Genomic DNA, 20320 nt, shown 5'->3' on the forward strand with positions numbered 1-20320 from the left:
CAACTAGAGATGTTGATAAAATGACAATAATAAAAACTTTTTTTATCTTAGTAAGCTTTATCTTAACTAGCTTCCATTCTTATGCAAACTTACTTATTTCCCCAACAAGAGTTAATTTTGATGAACGTCAGCGTGTTGCTAAAGTCATTGTTGTTAATAACTCTAATGAAGCAAAAACTTATAGGTTAGAATGGCAAGACAAAGTTGCACAAGCTGGTGGAGGGTATGCTAATTTAGCTGCTGATCAAGAAAGTTCATCTTCACTTAAAAATATGGTTAGGATTAGCCCATCGCAAGTTAGATTAGCGCCAGGAGAAAGGCAGCTTGTTAAGCTTGCTATTCGAAAACCAAAAGGTTTAATAGAACAGGAATACCGCTCTCACCTAGCATTTAAAGCACTCCCTAATGAAACTCAAACCCAGCAACAAAGACTTGGTATTAATTTGAAATTACTATTAAGTTACACCATCCCTGTTATTCTGCGAAAAGGCGCTGAAAAACCTAATGTTAATATTAGCAATTTACAGCTTATACACAGCCCAGAAAAAAAAGCGCTTGAGATTGAAATTAAGCGAGAGGGGGGCTTTAGTTCTTTTGGCAAGTTAGAAGTTTTCTTTAAGCAAAAAGGAGCGTATACAGAGAAAAAGATCGCTATGTTAAACGATTTTAGTATTTACCCTGAGCTAAAAAGAACAACGGCGACGATACCAATTTTTGCAGATCAAAACATCCCGAAAGATGGCGAAATTCGCGTAATTTATACAGGGCTTAAAGAATATCGCGATACTATTTTTAGTGAAAAGTTTGCGCCAATTAATAATGCAATTATCGGTAATTTGAAATAGGCGATGTATTACCTTAAGTGTTTAAAGTGGTTGTTGATCATTTTTTTATCAATTGATCCATTATTAGCAGCAGAGCCTGACACTCAGGCCATTCTTGCTAGTATAAAAAAAATAGATAAAAAATGGCAGCAATACAACACTGATCAAACTGTAAATGAAAGAACAGTGCCTGAGCTTAATGTGCAGCAAGGTGAGGGCATCCCCGAAGGGGAGTTATTATTTTTTTCATCGTTCGTGAAAAAAAATTACCTGGGTGAAATGCTCGGGATGAAAAGTAAAACCGGTGTATTAATAGATTTATTAAGTTTTTCAGAAAGCCTGGATTTTGCTATAGATATAAATAGTGATGACCTTATTGCTCAAGGCTGGTTTATTCGTGAAGATAATCAGTTTTATCTAGACTTAAATGCAAATACAGTACAAATTAACGGCGCTAGATATTCATTTAATAGCCAACAAGCTTATGCTGATAACGGCGATATGTTTGTTGATAGTAACTTGTTAGCGCAGTGGTTTTCATTAGATATTGATATTGAATATTCAGCACTTGAGCTATATGTAAGCTCCCCCACCAAATTGCCTATAGAGTTAAAACGCGAGAGAGAGCAGCGAGAAACTGTAACTAATAGAGAGTCTCGTCAAGCAATATTACCGTGGAAGGCCAGTCCATACAGTGCAATTTCATCTCCTCTTGCTGATGTGCAGCTTAGTGCAACGAAGAGTAATACGGATTCAGCGATAGGGTACTCTGTATTAGGAACAAATGACTTGGCCTATTTTAATACTCAGTATTTTTTTGCAGGGCGAAAACAAGATTTACTATCCGATTCAAGATTGTCATTTAGTCGTCAAAGTAAAGATGCACGGCTATTAGGTCCTTTAAATGCGACAACTGTTCAATTTGGAGATGTATTAGCAACTCAAGTCGGTAAACAATTTAATAGTAGTTACGCCAGAGGAGTAAAAGTTGATAACAAACCACTTTTTAAACAGATTAACAGTAATCAAATTAATTTAACGGGCGCTATTCAACCAGGCTGGGATGTTGAGTTATATCGTAATGATGTACTGCTAGCGCAACAATTTAGCTTAGCTGATGGGCGTTACCTATTTGAAGACATAGATTTATTATTTGGCGCTAATAATTTTGAGCTGATTTTTTATGGTCCGCAAGGGCAAGTAGAGCGAAAAACAGAGCAATACTTTATAGATGGTAATAGTTTGTCAGCAGATGAATCGTTTTATGAGTTGTCAATTACTGAGCAAGGTGAGCAGTTATTCAATCAGTCACTTTATTCGACACAAAGCAAAGGTTGGCAGCTAGCAGGTCGTTATGAAACGGGAATAACTGATTATTTATCGGTTTATGCTGGTACATCAATATTAAATAGTAATTCGGGTGATAATGTTAACAATTATGCTTTTGGTTCGAACCTAAGTATATTTGATAAAGTATTACTTAATCTAGATTATGAAAAAAACAATAACGATGAAGATAAGCTAGAAGTAGCTGCTAGAGGTGAGTTAATTGGTCAATCGGTACGGTTAAGCCTGTCTCAAAACAATGAAAAGATAATTGGTGATTCGCAGACAGCGAAAGTTGAAAGTTATCAACTATATACGGCAGGAAAGTTGTTTGATAAATCGTTTGGAAGCTTGAGCTATCAAAATACTGTCGGTTATAACAACAGAGAATTTAGCGACTCATATTTAAGTGTTGATAATACCTTATCGTATAATTTAGGTGGTACCGTTGTTAGTAACAACTTAATTTGGCGAAAATTTGATTCTTTAGATGATGCAACAACACTTGGCAGTATGCGTCTTCAACATCGATTTGGTAAAACATACACTCGTTTTAGTGTTGACTACAGTGCAGACTCTGGTTCAACTATATTGGGTTATCAAGCAGAATTAAGCCGTAGTTTATCTCAGAATTTACAATCTGAATTCACACTGAGAAACTCCCGTATAAATGATTTAGTTTCTATGGAGTTGGGTCTAAATTGGCAAAGCGATAGTTTTAGCTTAAATAGCACAATGAGCTACGATGATGATGATAATTGGCGACTAGGTTTATTTAGTCGCTTTAGTATTGGTTTTGATACGAACACTGACGAGTACTTTTTAAGCAAAAGAAGCCTCGCAAACTCTGGTACTTTAATGGTTAGAGTCTTTCTTGATTCAAATAATAACAATATTCAAGATGATGGAGAAAAGGGAATTGACGGCGTTAAGGTAAAAGGAGTTCAAAACTATCGCCGAGCTGTAACCAACGAAAATGGTTTAGCAATACTTAAAGGAATGCCAGCAAATAGAACAACCGACATAGTGATCGATTCTGATAGTATTAGTGAGCCTTTTTTAATAACAGCCAACGATGGTTTTTCAATAACACCGCGCGCTGGTTTTGTTGAATATATGGAGATACCGCTTAACCACAGCAGTGAAATAGAAGGCACCGTATATAAACGAACCGGACAAGGAGATAGTGAAATACAGCCTTTTGCCACCGTTAAACTATTAGATAAACAAGGCCAGCAAGTAGCGCAAACACAAGCCGCTTATGATGGCTATTACTTATTCACCGATTTGCGCCCAGGTCAGTACAAAGCAGTGATTGATGATGAGTTTAAAGAGCGAAAATCATTAAAAAACACTCAGCAAGTTTCTATAAACTTGCCAGCGCGGGGTGAGGTGGTGATGGGTGTTGATTTTGAACTCAAAGAGAAAACCCAAACACCAGCATACATTGCTGACGCAGGACGATTTTCATCATTGCCTATTATGAAAGCATACTATCAACTTATTAAGTCTCATTTGAGTGAGCAATCAAGGCGTAGTGCTTTTTATATTAAAGATGAAGAACAAAAACGCTATATATTAGCTGTTGCTTATGCTGACTCTGTATCTGGTGAAATCGCTCAAGTATGTAAAGAACTAAAAGCTAAAGGTTTGAGCTGTAAAGTTCAAGCGCAACTCATAAGCCATTAATAAAAATAAGGTTTACCATGCATTACAGTAATTTATTTAAACAGCACTTAGTTATAGTGGCGTGTATAGGCACTTTTTTAATATCAGGATGTACAAGTACTAAACAGGAAAATACGGCTTTTGATGTTGGCACACAACAAACCAATACACAGATTTCAGATGAAGAATTAGCACATTTAAAAGCCTCATCTGAAGAATGGCAAACAGCTAAACCCGGTGTTGAACGTCTGTTAGTTATTGAGCAAGACTTAAAACTATTAATTAGCCAATTAAATGCAGTGGCAAAACCGCAAAATACCGCAGTCAGTTCAGATAAAGTTGCTACAGTTAATGCGCCCCCTCAAGTGGCGCCAGTTAAGGCTGTAAAGCCTCAAGTAGTAACAGCGGATAAACAACCTGCCATTAATGCTTTATTTGCTTTGCAAGTAGCAGCTGTAACTGACAAAACACGCCTCCATGAAAGTTTAAATGAAATAAAAGCCAGTGCAGCTACATTATTTGAGGGGGAGTTTGTTGCTAATGTTGAGGAGATTAATGTGGGTGGGGTAACCTACTATCGCTTAAAACTGGGGGCTTATCAAAATCACGCAAATGCCACTGCTGATTGCAATAAGCTTAAACAGCGTAAAGTCAGCTGTATTGTGAGTCATTATACGTCGCAGTCTTTAAATTAAATATCTAAGTCACTTGAGCTCTGGGTAATAAACCTATCTTAAGCGGCTATCTTCAGCGCTAACTGCATTGAATTTGCTTGCAATGGACCAGCTATTGACGCGTAAGTTTACCTTGTTTCCACTGAAAATTTTTGACTAGAGAAAATAAATTTAAATATCATCCTAATTCAGTATGTTAGTAAATCTCTTAAACAGAGCTCACGCTAAGCAAGGTACTCGGCATAATAATTGCTTTATTACTATTATGTTTTCAGAGGATGGCAACTATGCGCCTTTTATTACCCCTAATTTTACTTAATTTAGCCGGATGTAGCTTAATACCGGAACCTGCACCAAGTATAAGCACTGATGCGTCTAAAGCTGCGATGGCACCTTACACGGTGCATCAATATGTTGGCAGTTTAAGTACTCAACTTAGCCATATTAATGAGCCTTTTAAAAGCACAGCTTCAATTGCTATAAGTAGCTTTTATTTAGCTAATGCTTTAGATACTCAGTTAGCCCAAGGACAAGGCATAGGGCTTAGTCAGCAAATTCAGGAAAGTTTAATAACTCAGTTTACACAATTAGGTTACAACACCTTAGAGTACCGACTTGAAGGCCAACTTAACTTATCAACGAATGGTGACGCTGTATTAAGCCGTAATATAGATAAGCTAAAACAGAGCCAAAATATTGACTTTATGATTACCGGTACTTTAACTCGCCAAGAGCATGCTTATATTGTTAATGCGAGAATGGTAAATATGCGAACCAATCAAATAGTATCTGCTGGTAGTACGGAGATCCCCATTAATGTTATGTGGGGTAGTGAAAAAATACAACAACGCGGTGATCACCTTTACCGTAGTGAATATTAATTAGGAGCACACATGAAACGCCTACTATTAACTTTATGTTTGCCACTGGGCTTTGGTTGTTCGCAGATTCCAAATTTTAGCAGCGCACAAATTACAGATGATTCGCCTGCGTTTTTCGAACAACGTTCTGTGGCCGCACCAGGGCAAAGTGATTCACTGTATCAAAGTAAATCTGCAGTTATGAACAAAAACAAACAGGTAAGCTCAGTAACACGTAAAAATATTAACCACTATATACGTGGAATCATGCAGGATATGGCTGAAAACCTACAATATGTAAATACTAACACCCCATTAGCGGTGTCTACTTTTGTGTTTTTAAACCAAGACTATAGCAATGCAACATTGGTTGGTAACCAAATAGCTGAGAGCTTTATGCATGAACTGCATAATTTTGGTATACCAGTTATTGATTTTAAAACCACTGACTATATGCGTGTAACACCGGATGGTGATTTTGTATTTAGTCGCGATTACTTAGAATTAAACCCAGAACAAAATTTTAGTTACGTATTAGCGGGTACCTTAGTTAACCACCAAGGTGGTGTGTTAGTTAATGCACGAATTGTGGGTTTAGAAAGCAAAGCTGTAGTTGGTTCTGCCCAGGGGTTTATCCCAGAGTCAGTAATTGAAGCCTTAAATAGCAGTAATAATCTAGATGGCGTTATGCTAAAACAAGCGAGCAAGTGAGGTTAATTATGGTTAGCTTAACTAAGAGTTTTGCTTTAATTAGCATTACTTTTTTATCTATATTACTTACAGGGTGTAATTTGCTCAGTAAGCCGGCCGAAGTAGAGCCAGAAAAAAGCATCGAGAATAATTTTAGTTTTGAGCAAATCATGGCGCAAGTACAAAATAATGAACAAGAGAAATATGATGATCCAACAAAATTTATGCCTAATAAACATCATAAAACCCTAGCCAGTTATGTTGAGCAAATGGCATTGAAAATTACGGACAATATGCAAGTTTCACCCGAAAATACAGCGATTGCTGTAACGTCGTTTGTTGACTTAGATTCAAGTTTAAATACAGCTAGTCAGTTAGGTAATCAATTGTCAGAAACCTTTATGAATCAACTGCAAAAATTTGGTTATACCGCGGTGGATATTAAAACAGCAGATCTTATTACTGTCAGTAATCAAGGTGACTTTGCCTTTACAAGAGATGCACACAGGCTTACAAATCAAGATATTGCTAGTCATGTATTATCAGGCACACTGATTTATCGTGAAAATGGTGTAGTTGTTAACGCGAGGGTAATTAATATCCAAAATAAGCGATTAGCAGCGAGTAGTCGAATATTTATACCGTTTTACGTGTTGAACAAAGAGGATATTTATTTATCAAGCAATTAAATTCATGTTTTTATTGATATAAAAAACCAGTTGCCGTTATAATTTTACCTCTTCAAAAAATATACTTTTTGGCCTCTTAGTTAAATGGATATAACGGCCCCCTCCTAAGGGGCAGTTGCAGGTTCGATTCCTGCAGGGGCTACCAGTTCTTTTATGAAACTGACTAGAGCGTTATAAAGTTAAATAAATCAACGCTTCTGTCTATCAATGAGGCTGGTAAGTGCTATTGAGTCGATTTTAATCTGCACAGATGTTATACAACCCCCCAATGATACTTAATCAATTTCAGGGATTGAATCTGACGCTAACACGTTAAAAGTTTCTGATATAGAACAACTAAATAACGAATTTTTCCTTGCTATGGGCACAATTTTCTTAGCTCAAAATAGAACACTTAATTAAGCGAACTTGTATCACATAAGAATATTAGGCTAGCAGTTAGTTACTAGCCATAAGATTATTAGCCATCACTTGTAATTTTATCAATTAATTCGCTAAGCACAGCTTCGGCTTTACTTGTTTCTACTTGGCAAGTACCTGCATTTAAATGCCCGCCGCCGTCGTATTTGAGGCACAGTTCACCAACATTGGTGTTTGAACTGCGGTTAGTTATTGATTTACCAACGGCATACACTACGTTTTGCTTTTTAAGGCCCCACATTTTATGAATCGAGATATTGCAGTCGGGGTACATTGCATAAATAACAAAGCGGTTGGTGGCGTAAATGGTTTCTTCTTGAGTTAAATCTAGCACGACTAGGTTTTTATGCACGGTTGCACATTGTGCTATTTGCTCTTTGGCCTTTTCGTTATGCTCGTTATAAAGCGCAACACGTTCGGCCACGTCTTCCATTTTTAATATGTCTTCAATGCTTTGATCTTTACACGCATCAATCAGCTTCATCATTAATTGATAGTTTGAAATTTTAAACTCGCGGAATCGGCCAAGGCCTGTGCGTGCATCCATTATAAAGTTCATTAATACCCAATCGGTTGGGTTGAGTATTTCGTCTTTCGAAAACTGTGCGGCATCGCCTTTATCTACTGCGTCCATCATATCAACGCTAATATTTGGGAATTTTTCTGCGCCGCCGTAATAATCGTAAACTACGCGCGCAGCAGAGGGAGCTTCTGGGTCAATTACATGGTTTTTTATGTCGTTTGCATTACGTACGGTTTCGCTAAGGTGATGATCAAATGCTATGTGACACCCTGCAACGTAAGGGAGGTTGGTAGTAATGTCGCTTTCGGCAATGTCTATTTTTCCATCTTGCATGTCCTTTGGATGAACAAATAAAATATCGTCTATTAGGTCTAAGTCTTTGAGCAATACGGCACACACTAAACCATCAAAATCGCTGCGAGTGACTAGTCTAAATTTATTATTGGGCATAACTACTCCATTTTTTTAATTTATTATCAATTGATTGTAACAGTAAATATACTTTTTGAGAGATTAGCTTAAAAAAAATACATAAAAAAGCCAAAACAGATGTTTTGGCTTCTTGTTAGCAAGTTTGTATGTGTGGTAAATAGGTTATGCGCCTGGGCCACATTCCATACATGAATTTACAATGTCTGGGCCAAATTTAAGTTTGGCATTTAAGTCACGAAGTGCTGTACGTAACCCTTCTTCAATTACTGGGTGGTAAAATGGCATATCAAGCATTTCGGGCACGGTCATTTTGTTTTGTACAGCCCATGCGAGTAAGTGAGCGATGTGTTCGGCTTGTGGACCAATAAATTCTGCACCTAAAAATAAGCCTGTGCCTTGCTCTGCATATACACGCATATGGCCTTTGTTTTTAAGCATTACTCGGCTACGGCCTTGGTTTTCAAAGCTGACTTCGCCTACTTCAAAACAACCACATGGACCTAAGCGGTCAGTAATTTGCTTGAAGCTTTCACCTACCATGGCTATTTGTGGGTCGCTAAATACAGCTGCAATTTTTGCTCTGCGAAGCCCTATGCGTACATCAGGGAAACGCCCGGCATTTTGACCTGCAATAGTGCCTTGATCGGAGGCTTCATGTAGCAGGGGAACCATGTTGCTGGCATCGCCCGCTATAAATATGTTCGATTCACCACACTGCATTGTGTGCGGATCTGCATGTGGAACGCCGCGCTCATCAAGTGCTATACCTGTATTTTCAAGCCCAAGTTTATCTACGTTAGGTACTCGGCCAGTGGCTGCAAGTACGTAGTCAAACTGTTCGGTGTGTTTTACACCTTGTTTGTCGGTGTAAGTTAGTTGTGCTTTGTCCCCAACTTGCATCATGTCAGATACGTTTGAGTCGGTATCTACAAAAAATTCTTCAGCAAAAACAGTATTTGCGTAGTCTTTTACTACTGGATCTGTAAGTGGACCAATTGCGCCGCCTACACCAAATAGTTTTACATTCACGCCTAGTCGGCTAAGTGCTTGACCAATTTCAAGACCTATTACACCAGGGCCAAATACAGCGACTGATTCTGGTAGGTCGTCCCAATCAAATACGTCGTCGTTTATAATAAGTTTGTCGCCAAAGTTATTAAATACGCCTGGGTATGATGGGCGTGAACCAGTGGCAATTACAAAGCGTTTTGCTGTAATAATTGTATGGTCGTCTATTTGTACGCGGTTTGTGTCTAAAAATTTAGCGTAACCACGAATTTTATCAACATCCGGTAGCTCATCTACGGCTTCTACTACAAATCCTGCAAAGCGATCTCGTTCACTTTTAACACGCGCCATAACTGCTTTGCCATCAATTTCAGGTTTTGAGCTGTGTACACCAAATGCAGGAGCCATTTCAATTGAGTGAGCTGCCTCAGCTGCGGCAATTAATAATTTGCTTGGCATACAACCAACACGTGCGCATGTTGTGCCATATGGGCCTGATTCAATCATTAATACATTTTGTGTGAACTGTTTAGCGTTACGGTATGCACTTAAACCTGCAGTGCCAGCACCTATAACAACAACATCGGTTTGCAATTCTTTCATAGCGTTTTTCCTCTAATAAATAGGGGCGTGTATGCCCCTATTTTTACCTACTTATATTAGGTTTTTATTTACTTATTAATTAAGCAAAGTATTTTTCTAAGTCGTCTGAACCACCAATATGTTTACCACCAATGAATATTTGTGGAACAGTGTCACGACCAGATACAGCTTTAAGGCTTGTAAGTGATGCGCCTGCACCCATAACAATCTCTTCATATGCGAAGCCTTTCTCTGCAAGAAGCTCTTTCGCTTTTTTACAGAAAGGGCAGCCAGGTTTAGTAAAGATGCTTACAGGTTCTGGTTTAGCTTGCTTAGGGTTGATGTAATCAAGCATTGTATCTGCGTCAGATACTTCAAATGGGTCACCTGGTAAATCTGGTTCGATGAACATTTTGTCAATCACGCCATCTTTAACCAGCATAGAGTATCTCCAGCTGCGCTTACCAAAGCCTAGGTCGTTTTTGTCTACTAACATGCCCATGCCGTCAGTAAATTCACCGTTGCCGTCTGGTAGTAAAGTAATGTTTTGCGCTTCTTGATGTTCAGCCCATGCGTTCATTACAAAGGTATCGTTTACTGATAAACATACAATTTCGTCAACGCCGTTTTGCTTAAGTACGCCCGCTAATTCGTTGTAACGTGGTAAGTGAGTTGATGAACATGTTGGTGTGAATGCACCAGGTAGTGAAAACACTACAACAGTTTTACCTTTAAAAATGTCATCTGTTGTTACTGATTTCCATTCGTTATTTTGACGGGTTGCAAATGTAACACTTGGGACTGTTTGACCTTCGATATTGTTTAACATAGTTTTTGTTCCTCTTGATTTGTTGATAGCCATTATGGCGAACAATTAAGTATAGTTCCAATCGTTTGTTTGTATTAAACTGATAGCTATAAACTATCAGTTAGAGCTGAATATGAACTTAAAAGATTTTGAATATGTAAAAGCGATAGCGCAATATAAACATTTTCGCAAAGCTGCCGACGCATGTTTTGTAAGCCAGCCTACATTAAGTGGTCAAGTAAAAAAACTCGAACATGAACTTGGCGTTACTTTGTTTGATCGCTCAACCAAGCAAGTTACCTTAACAGCACAAGGTGCTCGTTTATTGACACAAATAGAGATTATTTTAGAACATACGCAAATACTCAAAGAACTTGCTGCTACTTCTAATGAGCCTCTACAAGGTAAATTAACTATTGGTATTATTCCTACCATTGCGCCTTATTTGTTGCCTGCGTTATTAACATCAATGAAAGCGGCATTTATTAATAGTCAGTTTTCGTTTATTGAGATGCAAACAGCAACAATTTTAGAAGCTTTAAACAAGGGGGAACTCGACTTTGCTATTTTAGCCGATGTGCCTGAGCTTATTAATTACCATACGGTTGCTTTATACAAAGAAGACTTTTTAGTGGCAGTATCACACGATAACGCGCTTTCTAAGCACAAAAAAGTGGCGTTGAGTGACCTTCAAGGATGCAGCCTACTAATGTTAAGTGATGGTCATTGCTTTAAAGATCAAGCCCAAAAGTTTTGTTTTTCTGCGGGGGTCGATGTATCTAACCAGTATAAAGGTAATAGTTTAGAAACATTATTAGCGTTAGTAGCTATGGATGACGGTATTACATTTGTACCAAAGTTGGCATGTACCGACCGTGTAGGGATTGATTACTTGCCTATATTCCCTAATCAGCAGCGTAATGTGGTGTTTGCATGCAGAAAGCATTATCCGCATTTATCTGGTGTAGAACAATTGGGTGAGTGGCTATCGGCTCACCCTAATTTAAAAGCTAAATTGAGTAAAAAACTCTAAAGATCTTGGCTGATTATTTCTACTACATCGTTAATTTGTACGCCAGGTAGCGGTTTACTGTCAATACTAACGGCTACTGCGGTTTGCTGATAAAGCTGCTCAACGCGAATTTTATTAAGCGTGGTAATGGTGTGCGGCATAACATTACCTGTCGCGCTGGTTAAATAGTTATGGTGAGCAATGCTTAGCATCTGGCCTTTTTTCAAACCATGAGCTTTACCTAAGTTAATAACTATTTTGCTATTTTCCATATGCATTATTTTGCCTTGAGTTGGCAAACACGCCATGGCTGCTTGAATGTCATAACTTACTGCTTGGTTGATATCGGTTATGCTTTGCCCATAAGGCGATTGCCAAAACCTATCACTATTAACGTCAACTATGGTTGTTTTTTCAAATGGCCAAATTGCTTGAGTATGGTAACTATTTTGCCAAAGTTGCTCATATGTAGTGCCATCAAATAATACAAATTCAATGTTGTAACTGCGCACATACGCCTCGTCTTGCCAAAATGCATAATCGTTATTGAGTTTGTCGCTAGTTGAAAGGCTCGTTATTTGGCTAAGCAATACATATTGAGCGTTACTGCGCGAAGATATTTCTTCTAATTGGGCATTTGAATAGTCGTGCTGCTGCGAAAAATACTTATCAACGCTTATTGCATTATTATAGTAAGCAATAGGTACTGCGCTCATTTTTGATTTTTGCAGGGAAGTAAAAATATTTTTGCTAATAGCTTTGCTTACGTCAAATATTTGACCCATTTTGGCATGTTCACGATGAACAAGTTGGCTTTGTGTAACGGCCACAAATTTATTAAAGCTATTTTGTGGGCATTGCTCTGTTTGAGAAAAAATATCGAGTCGTAATGTAATGGCAAATTTATTGTCGTATTTATTTTCGCTGATCAGTTCAATTTTTTGAATTTCGCCATGGCTGCTAATTTTTAGCTGATCTTGCATTAACACGCCATCTACCAAGGTTTGCACAGAGCTAACCCGTGCACCAGAGAACACTAACGCCTGAGTAATCGCATCTTTTATAGCGGCTGATTTAGCTGCGCTCGTATCACCATTTTGAATGTTCGCGTGGCCCGTTGATTCATACCACTGCGCTTTAGTAAAAGGGGAGAACGTTAATAATGCCGTTGCACTTAACCCTGCAAATGCTAATGATAAAAACGACTTCATACTTCTACTCCAATTAAACGTTAGCTATTAACTAAGCAGAGCAAGGACTGTACCAATATTATTTGGTAATTATTAGTAATGCTATAAATGGCATTAAACGTGCATATGTCCTGCTAATTACTATACAAGGGCATAAATGCTATGCGAGCAATTTCATTACTTATTACACTTGGGTGCTTAACCTTAGGTGGTTGTAGCAGCGTTTTTGATAAGCATGTTGAATATAAATATGTAGAGCCAAATAATTACCCCGTTTTAAAAGCGATAGGGTATGCACCTATTAGCTTGCAAAAAGGCGCTAACGCGTCGCAAAAGCAACTTATGGCAATTAAGGCTTCTAAACTTGAGGCTTACCGAGAGCTCACTGAGCAAGTGTACGGGCAAAAAATTACCGCTAGTACCACAGTGGAAGGCTCAATTGCTCAAGATGATTACTTAGAAACTAAAGTGCAGGGGCTTATTAAAGGTGCACAAATAATTAAAACTTACGCAGTAGATGACACATACGTGACCGAGCTTGAGCTTAATATGAAGCGTGTGCACGATTTATACATAGGTGAAGTAAAACCACGCGAAGTTAAAAAAGTAACGTACTACTAAAAACGTTTATTAAAAAAGTTTTTCAAAATATCTCATCCTCTTATATTGAGTGCTATGCTGTTGTTAGGATTAATTTTTAAGCAGATTGCGTAGTGCTCAAAAGATGTATTTTATTGCCACTTATATTAACAGTGGCTCTGTAAATGGCGTTTAAGCCAACTCATTTAAATCCTAAATTATTTATATGGTGCAAAGCCAATTTGCGCTACCTATTATTGTTTTTTGCACTCTCTAGTGGCGTGCTTGCAAGCCGACTAACTATTCAATTTAATACCTTTATTGAGCTGATGGGCCAAAAGTATGGACCTGCGCGAGCGGCTGTTGCACGTAACTGGCAAAGCATGTTGGTACAAACTCAAAGCAAACCAGAGCAACAACAAATCCTTATTGTTAATGATTTTTTTGCGCGTAATTTACGCTATCAAACTGATATTTTGCTATGGAAACAAAACGATTATTGGGCAACCCCTTTAGAAACATTAGGCAGAGGCTTAGGTGATTGTGAAGATTACGCAATAGCAAAGTACATAAGCTTGAGAGCCTTAGGGGTGAGCGACGATAAGTTACGTCTTATTTATGTAAAAGCAAAAATTGCGGGCACTAACAAAACGCAAGCACATATGGTGTTAGGTTATTTTGCTACACCAAACGCTCAGCCACTTATTTTAGACAGTTTAATAACAAAGGTTTTACCTGCTGCAAAACGTGTAGATTTAAGCCCTGTTTTTAGCTTTAACAGCCAAGGTTTATGGGCTAATAATTCAACCAAAAGTGTAGCCAGCCCAACAGCAAGACTTTCACGCTGGCGTAAAATTTTGGAGCAGACAACCAAAGAAGGAGTTATGTGGTAATGGCATCATTTTCCTTATCTAAGTATCTTAAAAAACGAAAAATAACACTCAGGCAAGAGCTATGGATTGCATTATTAATTGTTATTTTTGTGGGCTTTATAAGTAGTGTTTTAATTAGTACGAATTCGGCTAAAAGTTATTTTTCGACCCAGTTGTACTTAAAAAATGTAGATAACGCGAGCTCACTTGCGTTGATGATTAGTCAATTAGACAAAGACCCCGTTGAGCTTGAATTATTAGTTTCAGCCACATTTGATACCGGTCACTATAAGCGAATAGAACTACAAGACCCTAATGGTGAGGTGATTGTTAAACGCACATTTACCGATGAGCTTAAAGCGACGGCTCCACAGTGGTTTAGGGCAATGTATGGATTAAATGTACAGCCAGGGGTTGGGCAAGTAAATAATGGTTGGCAGCAATTTGGTACTCTGTTTATAGAAAGCCATAGCCAATATGCTGAGCAAGCGTTGTGGGAAAGTGCGCTTAAACTATTTTTTAGTTTTTTAATCGTTGCCTTTTTTGCGTGTGTAGTTAGTGCTTACTTTTTAAGTCGGATTTTAACGCCACTAGATGATGTTGTATATCAGGCGAATGCATTTGGTGAAAAACGTTTTATAAAATCGAGTATTCCGCGCACTTTTGAGTTTGCGCGTTTAGTGCAATCAATGAACCAATTATCTATCCGTTTTAGCCGTATTATTAAAGAAGATAATAAACGTTTAGAAGAGCTTAGATTTAAATCGCAACACGACGAGCTAACTGGTTTGGCAAATAGAGAATACTTTGGTGCAACGCTTGAGGCTCACTTACAAAAATCGAAAGATTATGCCCATGGTGCCTTGTTTTTATTCCGAGTTGTCAACCTTGACCGGATAAGTGAAGAAGTGGGACGAGTAGAAATGGTTAATTTTCTACGACGATTTTCACAGATGCTGGTTCGCTTTTTAGAGAGTAGCCAAGAACACTTTTCTGAAAATTACATTGCACGTATTTCTCATAGCGATTTTACAGTTTTATTTAGTGATGTTGACGACATTCAAGGTATCAGTGAACGTATTTTATTGATGCATGAATCGTTTGTTGAAGAATATAAAAAAGTTAATTTAGCGATACCTCACAGCTGTACTTATATTCAACAAGGCGATACACGATTTGATCTATTAAAGCGTGCGGATGAACTTTTAAAATCATCGGGTAAACGAACGGATGCACAAGAAAAGATAGCTCACATCAAGCAGGAAGATAAGTTATTTGATAATGCAACTAGCTGGAAAAATGCCATTGAAGAGGCACTCAACAATAATAATTTAGAAATAAATACTTACCCAGTAACTAGCTTTACGGGGCTGGTAATGCAAAATAAATTAGGGTTGAGCCTAAAGCTCGGTGGGCAAATATATCGTGCGAGTTATTACTACCAGTGGGCTAACCGATTAAAATTATTAGCGCGTTTAGATTGGGGGCTAATTAAGGCGTTGGTTGCTCACTATAGCATTGAACCACCAAGTGAACTGATTTCGGTTGAATTATCTGCTCAAACTTTACTCGATGATGCTGCACTCGCTTCGGTCCTTACGTACCTTTCGGCATTTCCTGATTTAGCCTCTAAAATCTGTTTTGATATACGTGAAAGTATTGCCGTAAGCGAAATTATAATATTCAAAGATTTTTGTGAGCAGGCTCGATGTTTGGACGCGAAGGTAGCGTTAAATCGTGTGGGTCCTGAATTTACTAAAATTAATAAAATTCAGGAGTTTGGACTTGAAATGATTAAGATCGATAGTGTGTATGGCCACAACATTAGTTACAGCCAAGATAACCAAACATTCTTGCGAGGAGTGTGTACGTTAGCGCACTCTATTGGCATTAAAGTTGTGGCACAAGGAGTAACAAGCCAAGACGATATAGATACACTTATTAACTTAGGTTTTGATGGGGTCACCAAGGAATAAGTATTAACTGTAAGTTAATGCCCTTTTACAGTTAACATTAATTGAATGCGATCGCGTACTTTTAGCTTATTAAATATAGAACTCATATGCTCTTTAATTGTACGCTCTGTAATGTTTAAATATTCGGCAGCTTGCTTGTTAGTAGCACCCGTTATAACTATATCAACCACTTGGCGTTCACGCTTTGTTAGGCTCTGCATATCACAAGTGTGAGAATAATTAACTGGCTGTTGACCCAATGCCCCAACAATATTTGACAGTAACTGCCCTGGTAACCATAAGCCCTCAGAGCTTACAGTTTCTAACACTTGCTGCAATATAACCTTTGTTGCTAGTGCTTCTACGTAGCCTCTTGCCCCTGCTTGGAGTGCTATTCTTAACTCGTCAATATCCAGGTGTGTTGTCATTACTATTACGGGTATGCGTTTTTGTGCATATTTTTTTACTATTTCAAGCCAATTAGTACTCCCTGCTAATACCCATATAATACTTGAAGTGTTAATTTGTTTGGGTTCTTTAGTACATATTACACAATCTTCAAACGCACTTTTCCAATGGCTTGACTTGAGGTTTTTTTGTGTGATAAATATACTTCGGCGCATTAATATACTCCAATAAGTTCACGTTTATCGCTCAGTCATTGCTTGTGACGTAGCTCTTAGTAAAGGTTTGAGTAAATACTCTAAGATGGTTTTTTTTCCAGTGATAATATCTACTTGCGTCGTCATTCCTGGAATTATAGTTAACTCAGCTGAAAAGTTATTTCTGGTAGTTTTTAATTGTACTAAGTAAAAAGTATTTTCTCTGTCATCTGTTATTGTATCTGCGCTGATGTGTAGAACTTCGGCTTCAAGTCCTCCATAAACGGCAAAGTCATAGGCACTAAACTTGATCATAGCGGGTTGGCCTGGGCGTAAAAAAGCGATGTCTTTAGGTGGGATTTTTGCCTCAACTACAAGCTGATCATCCAAAGGCACTATTTCAAGTACATCACTTCCGGGTTGCAAAATACCTCCAACGGTATTGACAAGTAAGCGCTGAATAGTGCCTTTTACAGGGGATTTAATTTCAGTTTGAGTGACTTTATCAGCAAGGCCTGATTCGGTTTGTTTTATTGACTCTAAACGCAATAGTGCCTCAGAAAGCTCGTTATTCCAGCGGTTAATCATTGCAAGTTCAACCTCTGTTACTTTATTTTTAGCTTCATTAATAGAAGATAAACTACGATTAATGACCGCTCTGGTGCGGTTAATATCTCCATTTATGTCAACTATTTCACGCTCTAATCTAATAATATCAATATCAGATACTGCGCCTGTTCTTAAAAGTGGACGGGTTACTTTTAACTCTCTGTTGGTAAGCCTAAGGGCACTAGTGTGTTGTTGTAAAGCCGCTTTTGCTTCGATGTAATCTTGTCTACGTTGCTCCAGTTGACGTGTGTGAATAGCAACTTGTTGCTCAAGCTCTTGGCGATTACTTAAATATATTGAGCGTTCATGCGCTACAGCTTTTGGTACTTCTTTCACTAATTTGTCAGGAAAAACCAAGTCTTCTTTTCTGGTGAGTGCTTGTAATCTGGCTACTTTAGCCGTGAGAGACTGCACTTTAGACTGATTTTCTCGAAAACTGGAAATAAAACGGGTGGGATCAATCTTTATTAATACGTCACCTTCTTCGACTATTTGCCCTTCTCGTATGTTTATTTTTTCAACCATTCCGCCATCATACGATTGTACTAGTTGCAGTTTATTTGACGGGATGACGCGCCCTTCACCACGCGCAACTTCATCAAGCTCTGCGAATCCGGCCCATATTATAAGTGCTATAAATGTTATACATATTAAATATAATAAAAAGCGAGCACTTGCGGGTTCTTGTTGCATTTTTTCCCATTGTGCATCTACAACCCAGTCTTGCGAGTCTGGAGGTGATAACCAACCTTTGAACAAGCGGTTGAATATCGAAGGCTTCCCCTTTTTAGCCGATTCAATCGCCTTGCCCATTGACTCAAAGGAACGTTGCTCTAATGGTTTTTTATCCTTACTCATAAAGCTTGCTCCACCGTTTTGTTATTAAGTGCTGCAATTACTTGTTGTTTGGGGCCATCAGCCACGACTTTTCCCTTATCAAGTACTATGATTCGATCTACAAGCGCAAGTAAAGATGATTTGTGCGTAACAACGATTAAGGTTTTATCTTTAGTGGCTTTTTGTAAGCTTTTAATTATTTTATGCTCAGTGTTGTGGTCAAGGGAGGATGTGGGTTCATCCAATAAAATAATAGGGGGATCGTTGATCAATGCTCTAGCGATACCTACCGCTTGTTTTTGGCCGCCAGATAATAGCCTACCTTGCTCGCCTACTTGCAGGTCAAATCCATCAGGGTGAGAGTTGATTAAATCAAATAACTGGCTTTTCTCACAGGCATTAATTATTTGTTCGTCTACCGCATGCCAAGCGCTGATTGTGAGGTTATCTTTTAAGCTGCCAAAAAATAGCGCGATATTTTGGGGGACGTAGCCGATATTGTGACGAAGCTCTGCTGGATCTATTTGTTGTATATTATTGTTATCTACCATGATAGCGCCAGAGTTTGGCTCATATAACCCCAAAATTAGTTTCTCTAAGGTACTTTTTCCTGAACCATTTCGACCTAAGATAGCGACTTTTTCACCCGCGTTTATTTTAAAACTTACATTATTGAGTACGCTGAGGGAGTCATCATCATACTTGAAACAAACATCTTTAAATTCAATATCGCCCTTTAAAACTGGGTGGCTCAACCAATGCTTATTCGGTGGACGTTCGACATCTTTTTCCATGATTTCGTTTAATGACTGCATTGCCATTGCCGCATGATGATATTGTGCAAGTACCGCTGCACACTGTCCAAGTGGTCCCATTGCTCGCGATGATAGTAAATAGGCTGCGATCAGACCACCTTGAGTGAGCTCTCCTTCTATAACTAAATGCACGCCAATGATCATTATAATTACGCCAACACATTGCTGTAGCCATGACGCGCTATTAGTAATAGAGCTTGAAACTAAGCGGCTTTGTGCATTTACTTGCGCAATATAAATAGTTGATTTCTCCCATGTTGATTGTGTTTTACACTCACTGTGAAAGCTTTTTATATCTTCAATGTTTGTTAAACTCTCTACGAGTATTGAGTTGCGCATTGAGCTTGCTTTCATTGTTTGCTCAGACAAAGCCTCTAATTTACGGTGCGCTGCGATGCCATAACTTAATAGTATTAATGCGCCGGCAATAATGGGAAGGCTTAATGGTACGCCTATTACAGCTATAACAATAAGGTAAATTGCTACAAAAGGTAAGTCGACCAGTGCAACAAGCGTGATAGAGCTAAAAAAGTTACGTACAGCCTCAAATGATTGAATATTACTGGCAAAAGACCCAGCAGAAGAAGGTCTGTTTTTTAGCTTCATGCCTAGTACGCGTTCCATTATGACGGCTGAGACTTTAACGTCTATGCGACTTGCGGCAAGCTCAACAAAATAGCTGCGCACTAAGCGTAAAATAAAATCTGCAGTTAGGGCGATTAAAATACCTATAGCTAGTACCCACAATGTTTCTATGGCGTGATTAGGTACTACTCGGTCATACACATTCATGACAAATAAAGGCATAGCAACAGAGAGTATGCCCAATGCAATAGCCGATATAATAACGTCTTTATAAAGTGAGCGGCATTCTTTGATAACCCCCCAGAACCAACCATCTTTTGAGAGTTTTTCAAGAACTGGCGAGCGTTCGTCAAATATAAACTCTGGATGAGCATAAATGATCAGACCAGTGGATTTTTCACTCAATAGTGTAAGCTCTTCTTCTACCATTGATTCTGTCAGTTCAGGGTAGGTTACGTAAGCGACGTTTTTTTGAGTGTCTATCGCGTGTACGACACATGCTTGATTATTTTTTAATATAACGATAGCTGGCAATAGTGCGATATTGATTAAGTTAAGTGGTTTATTAACAACCTTTGATTTAAAGCCGACTCGTTTGGCTGCACGAGCAAATCCTGAAGGCGTTAATTCCCCGTTGGTAAGTGGGAGGCCATTTAGCAGGGCCTCCCTTGAAAAGTCTTTATCATGAAAGTGGCATAATACAGCCAAGCAATCGACTAATTGCCCTCCATGATCAAATACATCATTTAATTCCATACAC

General features: G+C 38.4%; 17 protein-coding genes and 1 tRNA gene. 11 read left to right on the forward strand and 7 right to left on the reverse strand.

Going from position 1 to position 20320, the window contains the following annotated elements; translation table 11 throughout:
- Positions 1-20 precede the first annotated feature (20 nt).
- The 7 genes from V6260_RS08430 to V6260_RS08460 all read left to right on the forward strand — a co-directional run bounded on the left by V6260_RS08430 (position 21) and on the right by V6260_RS08460 (position 6876).
- Entirely contained in the window at positions 21-845 is an 825-nt protein-coding gene (locus tag V6260_RS08430; RefSeq protein ID WP_341593653.1) for a fimbrial biogenesis chaperone, read from the forward strand.
- 33 nt (positions 846-878) lie between these two features.
- The gene (locus V6260_RS08435) at positions 879-3839 is read left to right on the forward strand and encodes a hypothetical protein (RefSeq protein ID WP_341593654.1); all 2961 of its coding nucleotides are present in this window, start codon (positions 879-881) and stop codon (positions 3837-3839) included.
- A gap of 17 nt (positions 3840-3856) precedes the next feature.
- Positions 3857-4513 carry an SPOR domain-containing protein gene (locus V6260_RS08440; protein WP_341593655.1) on the forward strand — a complete coding sequence of 219 codons (657 nt, stop codon included), beginning with the start codon at positions 3857-3859 and terminating at the stop codon, positions 4511-4513.
- A 266-nt stretch (positions 4514-4779) separates the two neighbouring features.
- Positions 4780-5373, forward strand: coding sequence for a FlgO family outer membrane protein (locus tag V6260_RS08445; RefSeq protein ID WP_341593656.1), 594 nt, complete (start codon positions 4780-4782; stop codon positions 5371-5373).
- A 12-nt stretch (positions 5374-5385) separates the two neighbouring features.
- Positions 5386-6063, forward strand: a complete 678-nt coding sequence (locus tag V6260_RS08450) for a FlgO family outer membrane protein (RefSeq protein ID WP_341593657.1) — start codon at positions 5386-5388, stop codon at positions 6061-6063.
- An 8-nt stretch (positions 6064-6071) separates the two neighbouring features.
- Positions 6072-6731, forward strand: a complete 660-nt coding sequence (locus tag V6260_RS08455; RefSeq protein ID WP_341593658.1) for a FlgO family outer membrane protein — start codon at positions 6072-6074, stop codon at positions 6729-6731.
- A 70-nt stretch (positions 6732-6801) separates the two neighbouring features.
- Positions 6802-6876: transfer RNA gene (locus V6260_RS08460), tRNA-Arg, on the forward strand.
- 315 nt (positions 6877-7191) lie between these two features.
- Here V6260_RS08460 and V6260_RS08465 read toward each other — a convergent pair.
- The 3 genes from V6260_RS08465 to V6260_RS08475 form a co-directional block, all read right to left on the reverse strand.
- Positions 7192-8124: an exopolyphosphatase gene (locus tag V6260_RS08465; protein ID WP_341593659.1), complete on the reverse strand. Its 933-nt coding sequence runs from the start codon at positions 8122-8124 to the stop codon at positions 7192-7194.
- Positions 8125-8268: 144 nt separating this feature from the next.
- A complete protein-coding gene (locus tag V6260_RS08470; RefSeq protein WP_341593660.1) occupies positions 8269-9717 on the reverse strand; it encodes a dihydrolipoyl dehydrogenase in 1449 nt (482 codons plus the stop codon).
- Between the two features lie 79 nt (positions 9718-9796).
- On the reverse strand, positions 9797-10525 hold the full coding sequence (locus V6260_RS08475) for a glutathione peroxidase (protein WP_149593709.1): 729 nt from the start codon (positions 10523-10525) through the stop codon (positions 9797-9799).
- A 112-nt stretch (positions 10526-10637) separates the two neighbouring features.
- Here V6260_RS08475 and V6260_RS08480 point away from each other — a divergent pair, with 112 nt between their 5' ends.
- Positions 10638-11537 (forward strand): LysR substrate-binding domain-containing protein, encoded by a 900-nt coding sequence (locus V6260_RS08480; RefSeq protein ID WP_341593661.1) that lies wholly within the window; start codon positions 10638-10640, stop codon positions 11535-11537.
- Here V6260_RS08480 and V6260_RS08485 read toward each other — a convergent pair.
- Entirely contained in the window at positions 11534-12727 is a 1194-nt protein-coding gene (locus V6260_RS08485; RefSeq protein WP_341593662.1) for a flagellar assembly protein FlgT, read from the reverse strand. The two genes, V6260_RS08480 and V6260_RS08485, sit on opposite strands and share 4 nt — an antisense overlap.
- Positions 12728-12868: 141 nt before the next feature.
- On the opposite strand from V6260_RS08485, the gene V6260_RS08490 reads away from it, so the two are divergent.
- The 3 genes from V6260_RS08490 (at position 12869) to V6260_RS08500 (ending at position 16133) form a co-directional block, all read left to right on the forward strand.
- The gene (locus tag V6260_RS08490; RefSeq protein ID WP_341593663.1) at positions 12869-13327 is read left to right on the forward strand and encodes an LPP20 family lipoprotein; all 459 of its coding nucleotides are present in this window, start codon (positions 12869-12871) and stop codon (positions 13325-13327) included.
- A 143-nt stretch (positions 13328-13470) separates the two neighbouring features.
- On the forward strand, positions 13471-14178 hold the full coding sequence (locus V6260_RS08495) for a transglutaminase-like cysteine peptidase (RefSeq protein ID WP_341593664.1): 708 nt from the start codon (positions 13471-13473) through the stop codon (positions 14176-14178).
- The gene (locus V6260_RS08500; protein ID WP_341593665.1) at positions 14178-16133 is read left to right on the forward strand and encodes a bifunctional diguanylate cyclase/phosphodiesterase; all 1956 of its coding nucleotides are present in this window, start codon (positions 14178-14180) and stop codon (positions 16131-16133) included. Before V6260_RS08495 ends, V6260_RS08500 begins: the two co-directional genes overlap by 1 nt.
- A 14-nt stretch (positions 16134-16147) precedes the next feature.
- Here V6260_RS08500 and V6260_RS08505 read toward each other — a convergent pair whose 3' ends face one another.
- The 3 genes from V6260_RS08505 to V6260_RS08515 are packed head-to-tail and all read right to left on the reverse strand — an operon-like array spanning position 16148 to position 20316.
- Entirely contained in the window at positions 16148-16735 is a 588-nt protein-coding gene (locus V6260_RS08505) for a response regulator transcription factor (protein ID WP_341593666.1), read from the reverse strand.
- 24 nt (positions 16736-16759) lie between these two features.
- Entirely contained in the window at positions 16760-18181 is a 1422-nt protein-coding gene (locus V6260_RS08510; protein ID WP_341593667.1) for an HlyD family type I secretion periplasmic adaptor subunit, read from the reverse strand.
- Positions 18178-20316 carry a type I secretion system permease/ATPase gene (locus V6260_RS08515; RefSeq protein WP_341593668.1) on the reverse strand — a complete coding sequence of 713 codons (2139 nt, stop codon included), beginning with the start codon at positions 20314-20316 and terminating at the stop codon, positions 18178-18180. Before V6260_RS08515 ends, V6260_RS08510 begins: the two co-directional genes overlap by 4 nt.
- Between the last annotated feature and the right edge of the window lie 4 nt (positions 20317-20320).

The sequence above is a fragment of the Pseudoalteromonas aliena genome (genome assembly GCF_038155085.1).
Classification (GTDB): domain Bacteria; phylum Pseudomonadota; class Gammaproteobacteria; order Enterobacterales; family Alteromonadaceae; genus Pseudoalteromonas; species Pseudoalteromonas aliena_A.